The sequence below is a fragment of the Chryseobacterium mucoviscidosis genome, from assembly GCF_002177115.1.
GTDB lineage: Bacteria > Bacteroidota > Bacteroidia > Flavobacteriales > Weeksellaceae > Chryseobacterium > Chryseobacterium mucoviscidosis.
In genome coordinates, this window is record NZ_MVAG01000058.1 from 1 (window position 1) to 240 (window position 240).

General features: G+C 52.9%; 1 protein-coding gene. It reads left to right on the forward strand.

Annotated elements, in window-relative coordinates:
- Positions 1-240: hypothetical protein (locus B0E34_RS22655; RefSeq protein WP_228422999.1), on the forward strand; the 240-nt coding region annotated here is incomplete at both ends.

Here is a 240-nt window from a genome sequence, read left to right on the forward strand (position 1 = left end):
CATTAACGATTTCACCGTGCGCACCGACTTTGACGAAGCCTATTGCGATGCCACACTTTCCTGCGAAGTGGTGCTGGAAAATCTCGCCGCCTCCCCTGTCGTCACGACGCTGGAATATACCCTGTTTGATGGCGAACGCGTGGTGCACAGCAGCGCCATTGATCATTTGGCAATTGAAAAACTGACCAGCGCCCGCTTTGATTTTACTGTCGAACAGCCGCAGCAATGGTCAGCAGAATC